This is a genomic window from Enterobacter cloacae complex sp. IR5418 (genome assembly GCF_049238105.1).
GTDB classification, from domain to species: domain Bacteria; phylum Pseudomonadota; class Gammaproteobacteria; order Enterobacterales; family Enterobacteriaceae; genus Enterobacter; species Enterobacter hormaechei.
Window position 1 is genome coordinate 1 of sequence record NZ_JBMKHS010000068.1, and the last position, 6,570, is coordinate 6,570.

8 protein-coding genes are annotated in these 6,570 nt (G+C 55.7%); 5 read left to right on the top strand and 3 right to left on the bottom strand.

Going from position 1 to position 6,570, the window contains the following annotated elements:
* Positions 1–364 precede the first annotated feature (364 nt).
* The 3 genes from ACOTX7_RS23520 to ACOTX7_RS23530 are packed head-to-tail and all read right to left on the bottom strand — an operon-like array spanning position 365 to position 1,912.
* Entirely contained in the window at positions 365–919 is a 555-nt protein-coding gene (locus ACOTX7_RS23520) for a phage polarity suppression protein (protein ID WP_221813717.1), read from the bottom strand.
* Positions 920–947: 28 nt separating this feature from the next.
* Positions 948–1,166, bottom strand: a complete 219-nt coding sequence (locus ACOTX7_RS23525; protein ID WP_047723421.1) for an ogr/Delta-like zinc finger family protein — start codon at positions 1,164–1,166, stop codon at positions 948–950.
* Positions 1,167–1,168: 2 nt separating this feature from the next.
* On the bottom strand, positions 1,169–1,912 hold the full coding sequence (locus tag ACOTX7_RS23530; protein WP_221813716.1) for a capsid protein: 744 nt from the start codon (positions 1,910–1,912) through the stop codon (positions 1,169–1,171).
* A 550-nt stretch (positions 1,913–2,462) separates the two neighbouring features.
* On the opposite strand from ACOTX7_RS23530, the gene ACOTX7_RS23535 reads away from it, so the two are divergent.
* The 5 genes from ACOTX7_RS23535 to ACOTX7_RS23555 are packed head-to-tail and all read left to right on the top strand — an operon-like array spanning position 2,463 to position 6,172.
* The gene (locus ACOTX7_RS23535) at positions 2,463–2,729 is read left to right on the top strand and encodes a helix-turn-helix transcriptional regulator (RefSeq protein WP_017694457.1); all 267 of its coding nucleotides are present in this window, start codon (positions 2,463–2,465) and stop codon (positions 2,727–2,729) included.
* Complete coding sequence (locus ACOTX7_RS23540) at positions 2,726–3,283, top strand: host cell division inhibitor Icd-like protein (RefSeq protein WP_221256726.1); 558 nt, start codon at positions 2,726–2,728, stop codon at positions 3,281–3,283. The genes ACOTX7_RS23535 and ACOTX7_RS23540 overlap by 4 nt, the downstream gene beginning before the upstream one ends.
* Complete coding sequence (locus ACOTX7_RS23545) at positions 3,280–3,507, top strand: hypothetical protein (RefSeq protein WP_017692848.1); 228 nt, start codon at positions 3,280–3,282, stop codon at positions 3,505–3,507. The genes ACOTX7_RS23540 and ACOTX7_RS23545 overlap by 4 nt, the downstream gene beginning before the upstream one ends.
* Entirely contained in the window at positions 3,504–3,824 is a 321-nt protein-coding gene (locus ACOTX7_RS23550) for a DUF5375 domain-containing protein (protein WP_047723413.1), read from the top strand. Before ACOTX7_RS23545 ends, ACOTX7_RS23550 begins: the two co-directional genes overlap by 4 nt.
* 14 nt (positions 3,825–3,838) lie before the next feature.
* Positions 3,839–6,172 carry a primase-helicase zinc-binding domain-containing protein gene (locus ACOTX7_RS23555; RefSeq protein WP_221813715.1) on the top strand — a complete coding sequence of 778 codons (2,334 nt, stop codon included), beginning with the start codon at positions 3,839–3,841 and terminating at the stop codon, positions 6,170–6,172.
* The last annotated feature ends 398 nt before the right edge of the window (positions 6,173–6,570 follow it).

The window sequence follows — 6,570 nt, forward strand, 5'->3', positions numbered from 1 at the left end:
TACGGGGGAGACTTACCCGAAATCTGATTTATTCAACAAAGCCATGACGAGGGTGATGATTGATTTAAATTAATAAATTCCATTAATTTTTTCTACTCTTTATGACCAATAGGAGCTCGAGCTAATCGAGCCCCTTAGTCGTATGAACAAAATTATCTCCGCATCAGCGCGCAATGCTCTCCCCGCCACGCCTGCCCGCTTAAGGGGGCGCTTTTAATGCAGGTGCATGACCGGCCTCAGGGCGCGCCAGCGCTGGCACTGGCGGGGGATTCAGTGTCTGTAAAACGCATGCAAACCCATGCACCTATGCATGCATGGCTTTTTTAGGGGATAAAGTCGGGATTTTCGGGAATTTTTGAAAGGACTACTGCGCGGCCAGCTCTGCACGGCGGCGGGTGTAATTCAGGTTCTGTGCAGGTGTGAATTTTTCACGATTATCATCGCGCGAAGCCGCGTCAGGCCTGAATCCGATGGCCGTTAAAATGTCATTATCCTGCGCCGAATAATTAATTTTTTCACCGGCGACCAGCCAGACCTGTAGCGCCTCACGCAGATAGTCGAGTGAGTGCTGCATGGCGCAGCGCTGAACGGCGGAGTGTTGCCCGGAATAATTCATCAGCTCCGGGGCAAGGGCGGCGGCCAGCTCCGCGCCGTGTACCTGCATAAAATCATTTAAACGGTTGCGGATACTGATGCGCTGCACCTCCTCATGCGAACGGATATAGCGACCGGCAGCCTGATTAATTTCCCACTTTTTCACGTCGATAATCTCGCGCAGCGTTTGCAGGCTCCGGCCGCTACCGGCAAGCTGTTCGCGGTATGCCTGTTCGGCCTGCGTCAGTTCTTCCCTGCGTTGCAGCCAGGCGGATTTATTTGCCTGACAGGCCTCAAAGGCTTTCTGTAGCGTCAGTGTGGTCACGTATGTTTCTCCTGATGACTGGCCGTGCTTACGCACCGGCACGGTTAACGATGGCCGCCGGTGCGGGTAGCGGGATAACCGGCTCTGTCACCGGTGAACGAATAACCCCGTCGATGGATTCAAGCGTGCGGAACGTGGCCGAGCACTCGATGTTCATGCACTGGTGATAGCGCTGTTTGACGTTATCGGACAGATAACGACTGGTGCGGGAATGCGCGCTGGTTTTGCAGAACGGACAGTGAAACATGCTTACTCCTCCGCTTCTGTCTCGCCATTTTCAGCCACTTTTCTGGCGAGCATCATTCTCTTCGCAGGGCTGCGTAACAGCTCCGTATCAACGTCAGTAATCTGCGGCCGGTGCATGCCCGTCACGGACAATACAGGCTCCTGCGTCATGTCGAAGTGATACATGCTGCCCTGACGGCTCAGCGCATCGCGCAGCTCGCCGGTGGCCACGGACTGCGGGGCACTTTCACCCTTCATTTCGAGGGCACGAATGCGCAGCAGGAAAGCGCGGATGAGGGCGACAGGAACCGCATTGACAGCCTGAGCCCATTCAGCACCGGCGTAAGCGGTAAAGGCATCGTCATGCGCTGACAGGTATTTATTAGCGCTGGAGCAGGCATTCAGCATGGCGCGTGTCCGGTCGGCCTCCAGCTCCGCAATCAGGCCGGTGAACTCGTCGGCCAGCTCGCGACTGGCGATACGCCTGCTGTGCTCAGCTTTCATTTCAGGGGTGAGACTGCCGCGCAGGGTGCGAAAGCGGCTGCGCCAGTCCTGCTCCGCCTCTGCGCTCTCATCGAGGGCGGTCTGCCGCTCCTGCTTACAGCGTTCAATGGACGTATCAATCTCTTTGAGTACCTGCATGCTGGCCGCGTGGGTGTCTCTGGCCGCAGTGAATGCGCTCAGCTTGTCGGTGATGCGCTGGCTGTTCTCTGAGGACTGCTTGGCGGCAACATTTTGCAGGGCGGTAATGACTGTTTCGGGTTTCATGTTCAGGCTCTCCGTGTATTCAACCTGTAATGATTCTGCCCTTCATCACACAACATCTCGATTCATTGCAGTTGTGGCAGATCTGGCACAAACACCACTCTAAACCCGGCTTGCCAGAGAAAGGTCTCAGCAAAACCTTACTCATCGTTTGTTTTTTTACATATAACTGTTCACTACTGTTCACCTCAAATAAAAATATAAGTAATACAGTAAGATAAAGGGTGAACAGTTGAGGGTATGACTGTTCACCGTCTGTTCACCACTGTTCACCCATCTTCTGAACTCTCCTGGAGGTGTATATACTTTTTATTAATAAAAAGTAAGAAACCAACCTCTTTTGGTTATATATGGGTGTGCCAGAATGTGCCAAAGGATACCCACGATATACCAGAACATTGTCAGAGATTGTCGCTGTATAAAAAACAGTCTGTTGTGTGGTGAAGTACTGCAAAATGACTTGTTGCCCTGAGGGAAAATATTCACAAAATAGAGAGCTACCCGAGGCCGGACGGACACGACCGGCACTGTATGGACATTATGAGGTAGCCCGATGCAAACCGCTTTTTCTTCCCCGTCTTCTGCCCCTGCCGCACCACTGATGCCGGTATCTGATGCCGTTCAGGAGCGCTTTATCCGCCTGCCTGAAGTGATGCATCTGTGCGGCCTGTCCAGGTCAACCATTTACGACCTCATCAGCCGCGAGGCTTTCCCGAAACAAATCAGCCTGGGCGGAAAAAACGTGGCGTGGGCGCAGTCTGAAATCACCGCATGGATGGCAGATCGCATTGCCGAACGTAACCGGGGCTGTGACGCATGATGACGACCGTTCAGCAAACAGACCCTTTTTCTGGCTTGCTTCTTTTCGCCGTTTCCAGGTATAGTTTTCCCGCTGTCGCAAAATCGACAGCCGGAATTGGCGTTCCGCGAAACTCAATGGCGACACCAGACGCGCCGTGCGTCTTTTTTTTCGTCGTAGCTCAGGCACACCCATTTTCCGGGCTGTGGTGTCTTTTTATACACCATGGTTCCAGCAAGATAATGGTAGTCCGGGCGGGGCAGCCTTCGGGCTGGCCGGTATCCATTGAGGCCGGTTACGCCAACCCCGTTCGGGCTGCCACCAGTGAAATTGGCGTTTCCGGTGGTAGCAGTAACCGCTACTCAATGGAGGCTGCCATCATGGCTACTATCCTCACCCCGTCACACCCTCAATTCGTCTTTGTGTTTGCCGCCGTTCGTCGTGCAGACCGTAAACCCCGTATCTGTATGCTCCGCACCGTTGCCGGTGATGAACACGCTGCACGTCGTTCCCTTGTTCGCGATTACATCCTCTCATTCGCTGGCCGTCTGCCGGTTGCGGAGGTGCGTGTATGAGACACACCACCATTACCGCCCGTGACCTCGAATGCCTTGAGCACATGCGCAACGTCGGCCAGCTCGTCAATGAGCTGATGCAGGTGCAGGACTGCGCCACCGTTCGTCGTGACCCTGCGCAGCAGTCGCAACTCACCTCCGTGATTTACCTTATGACCGCTCAGCTCGACGGCGTGGTAGAGCGCTGCAATCAGCGCTGGCTGACCGGGGAGGGCAACGTATGAAAAAGCCTTTACCGCCCGTATTACGCGCCGCGCTATATCGGCGCGCCGTGGCCTGTGCATGGCTGACCCTGTGCGAACGCCAGCACCGCTATCCGCACCTCACCCTTGACGCGCTGGAAAGCGCCATTGCCGCCGAGCTGGAGGGCTTCTACCTGCGCCAGCACGGCGAGGAAAAAGGCCGCCAGATTGCCTGTGCACTGCTGGAAGATTTAATGGAAGCCGGACCACTCAAAGCCGCGCCGTCGCTGTCCTTCCTCGGGCTGGCCGTGATGGATGAACTCTGCGCCCGTCACATGCAATCGCCTGTTGTGCACTGAGGGAGAAAATAACGATGAAAATGAACGTAACAGAGACGGTAAAACAGGCGTGCGGCCACTGGCCGCGCATTCTCCCGGCGCTGGGTGTGAAGGTCATTAAAAACCGGCATCAGGCCTGCCCGGTGTGTGGCGGCTCTGACCGTTTCCGCTTTGACGATAAAGAGGGGCGAGGGACGTGGCTCTGTAATCAGTGCGGCGCGGGGGATGGCCTGAAACTGGTCGAAAAGGTGTTCGGTGTAAAACCATCAGAGGCAGCCCAAAAGGTGAACGCCGTGACCGGCAACCTGCCACCGGTTGCCCCGGAAGTGATTGCGGCCGCAGAGGCCGAAACGGAGGCCGACCGCAAAGCGGTGACCGAGCTGGCTGTCAGGCTCATGGAGAACACCCGACCGGCCACCGGCAACGCCTACCTCACCCGCAAGGGTTTCCCCGCTCTGGAATGTCTGACGCTCACCGTCATGCATAAAACCGGCGGCGTGACGTTCCGCGCCGGGGATGTGATTGTCCCGCTGTATGACGATACCGGCGCACTGGTTAATCTTCAGCTTATCAATTCTGACGGTCTCAAACGCACCCTGAAAGGTGGGGCGGTAAAAGGGGCGTGCCACACCATCGAAGGGAAAAAACAGGCAGGAAAACGCCTGTGGATTGCAGAGGGCTATGCAACCGCGCTCACCGTGCATCACCTGACCGGTGAAACCGTCATGGTGGCGCTGTCGTCCGTGAACCTCCTTTCTCTGGCGAGCCTTGTCCGCCAGAAACACCCGGCCTGTCAGATTGTCCTCGCCGCCGACCGTGACCTGAGCGGCGATGGTCAGAGTAAAGCCGCTGCGGCCGCAGACGCCTGTGAGGGCGTTGTCGCCCTGCCGCCGGTGTTCGGTGACTGGAATGATGCGATGATGCTGAAGGGGGAGGACACCACGCGGAAAGCCATTTATGACGCCATCCGCCCACCGGCGCAAAGCCCGTTCGATACCATGAGCGAGGCAGAATTTACCGCCATGAGCGCCAGCGACAAGGCTCTGCGGGTGCATGAGCATTACGGTGAAGCGCTGGCGGTAGATGCGAACGGCCAGCTCCTGTCCCGCTATGAAAACGGCATCTGGAAAAATATCCCGGCAGCCACTTTTTCACGGAATGTGGCTGACTTATTCCAGCGCCTGCGCGCCCCGTTCTCATCCGGGAAAATTGCCTCGGTGGTGGAGACCCTGAAACTGATTATTCCGCAGCAGGCCGCACCGGCACGGCGTCTGATTGGCTTTCGCAACGGGGTACTCGATACCCAAAGCGGCATATTCAGTCCACATCATAAATCGCACTGGCTGCGCACGCTGTGCGACGTGGATTTTACCCCGCCGGTGGAAGGCGAAATGCTGGAGACTCACGCGCCGAACTTCTGGCGCTGGCTCGACCGGGCGGCCGGTAAAAATCCACAAAAACGCGACGTGATACTCGCTGCGCTGTTTATGGTACTGGCGAACCGCTACGACTGGCAGCTCTTTCTCGAGGTCACCGGTCCCGGCGGGAGTGGCAAAAGCATTCTCGCCGAAATCGCGACCCTGCTCGCCGGAGAGGATAACGCCACGTCGGCCGACATCGACACGCTGGAAGACCCGCGCAAGCGTGCCTCCCTGATTGGCTTCTCGCTGATACGTCTGCCTGACCAGGAAAAATGGAGCGGTGACGGCGCAGGACTAAAGGCCATCACCGGCGGCGATGCGGTCTCGGTTGACCCGAAATACCAGAATCCGTACTCAACACATATTCCTGCGGTGATTCTGGCCGTGAACAATAACCCAATGCGCTTCACCGACCGCAGCGGCGGAGTGTCCCGTCGCCGGGTGATTATTCATTTCCCGGAGCAGATTGCACCGGAAGAGCGCGACCCGCAGCTCAGGGATAAAATTGCGCGCGAGCTGGCCGTTATCGTGCGCCAGCTTATGCAGAAATTCAGCGACCCGATGACCGCGCGCGCGCTGCTCCAGTCGCAGCAGAACTCCGATGAGGCACTCAATATCAAGCGCGATGCTGACCCGACGTTTGATTTTTGCGGTTATCTGGAAATGCTGCCGCAGACCAGCGGGATGTTTATGGGTAATGCCAGCATCATCCCGCGTAATTACCGTAAATATCTTTATCACGCGTATCTGGCCTATATGGAGGCCAACGGGTACAGAAACGTGCTCAGCCTGAAAATGTTCGGGCTGGGGCTGCCCATGATGCTGAAAGAGTACGGCCTGAATTATGAAAAGCGGCACACAAAGCAGGGGATACAGACCAACCTGTCGCTGAAAGAGGAAAGCTACGGCGACTGGCTGCCGAAATGCGATGAACCCGCAGCGACATAACCCACTCCAGACCGGCTACAGCCGGTCTTTTTCTTTCCGGCAATTGCCATAAGGTGAACAATCCACTGTTCACCCTTCACCGTATATTCACCCTGTATCACTATGAAATTATTGATAAAAAAGCAAAGGTGAACAGTGTGAACAGTAAAACCGGAAAAAACTTTTTATCCCCCTTGTATCGCCTGACCGGGCGCCCCCGGAACGAGCAAAACGAACAAAGGTGAAGAGTCGACTGATCACCATTCACCGACTCATCACCACTTAACTGCATGATATAAAATCAAAAATAACCGAGGTGAACAGTGTGAACAGTTAAATGCAAAAAAACTTTTTTGTGGGGAGGCTTTGTTGAATAAATCAGATTTCGGGTAAGTCTCCCCCGTAGCGGGTTGTGTTTT